Annotated in this window: 1 protein-coding gene; it reads left to right on the top strand. The window is 42.1% G+C overall.

The features are described from left to right. A partial coding sequence (locus FD25_RS06200; RefSeq protein ID WP_157050053.1) for a transposase occupies window positions 1-278 on the top strand: 278 nt, incomplete at both ends.

Raw genomic sequence — 278 nt, 5'->3', positions numbered from 1 at the left:
GATACAGATGCCACCTTTATGCGAATGAAAGAAGATCCCATGAAGAATGGTCAGTTAAAACCTGGATACAATCTCCAAGTTGCTAGCCAAAATCAATACGCTCTATATTTTGATCTATTTCAACGACCGACTGATACACGTACCTTGGTCCCTTTCCTCTCAAATATCTTTGCGCAGACTCCCAACGCGTCACAATATGTTGTCGCCGATGCAGGATACGGCAGCGAGATGAACTATCAATTTATCTCTGATGACTTAGAAAAGGAGTTCTTGATTCC

Source organism: Levilactobacillus acidifarinae DSM 19394 = JCM 15949, from assembly GCF_001434835.1.
Lineage (GTDB): Bacteria > Bacillota > Bacilli > Lactobacillales > Lactobacillaceae > Levilactobacillus > Levilactobacillus acidifarinae.
This window is presented reverse-complemented; position numbering and strand designations above follow the sequence as displayed.